1 protein-coding gene is annotated in these 798 nt (G+C 48.2%); it reads left to right on the top strand.

Translation table 11 applies throughout. The features are described from left to right. A partial coding sequence (locus ACYVTD_RS14250; RefSeq protein WP_461248383.1) for a hypothetical protein occupies nt 1–516 on the top strand: 516 nt, incomplete at its 5' end. Nucleotides 517–798 lie beyond the last annotated feature (282 nt).

Below are 798 nucleotides of genomic sequence, written 5' to 3'. Positions count from 1 at the left end.
CCCATTGTCGTTCCCGGAACCATTTCGCTGTTGATGGGCGCGAAAACGACGATGGACATGAGCGGCATCGCGCTCTCGCTTTTGTTCATGGTGGTAATACCGACGATTATCGGCGTTACGGTAAACGAAACCAGCAAGGGAAAGATACCCGCGGCCATAAGCCCTTACTTCGACCCTTTCGCCAAAATATGCCTTATGCTTGTACTGGCGTCTAACGCCGCGATTGTCGCGCCGACCATCAAACTGACAAATCCGCTCGTGTGGCAAGTAGGGCTTTTGGTAATTATACTCACGTCCGCCGGTTTCCTTCTTATAAAACTTATCACCGTTATCGCAAGATGCCGCGACCCAAAGGATATTACGCTGATTATTTCCGGCGGACTTAAAAACAACAGCGCGATTATGACCATAGCGGTTACCTTTTTCCCCGAAGCCGCCGTGCTACCGACGTTAATGAGCATAATCTGCCAACAGACGATAGCGGCGATTATGGGGAAGTTGTTCGCTCGCAAGTAAATATTTGTTCCCGAAGAGTTCTCACAAAGGGCACAAAGTAAGAGAAGCACACGAAGGAAGAAAAGAGAGTGTTTTTGTCCGAGGGTTATGCGTGAGCTTCACGATAAGATAACGTACAAAAACCTCTGATTCCTCTTCGTGTCCTTCTCTACCTTAGTGTTCTTTGTGTGAGGTATTCGGGGAAACAATCCATTTTCTGTACAGCAACGAGACGCCGTACCCTCCGAAGATGGCGATAAACCTGTCTACAATATTTATGGGGATACGCGAAAGAATGGCGGT

Source organism: Treponema sp. R6D11 (assembly GCF_054786075.1).
The sequence above is the reverse complement of the archived record's forward strand: the minus strand, read 5'-3'. Positions and strand labels throughout refer to the sequence as shown.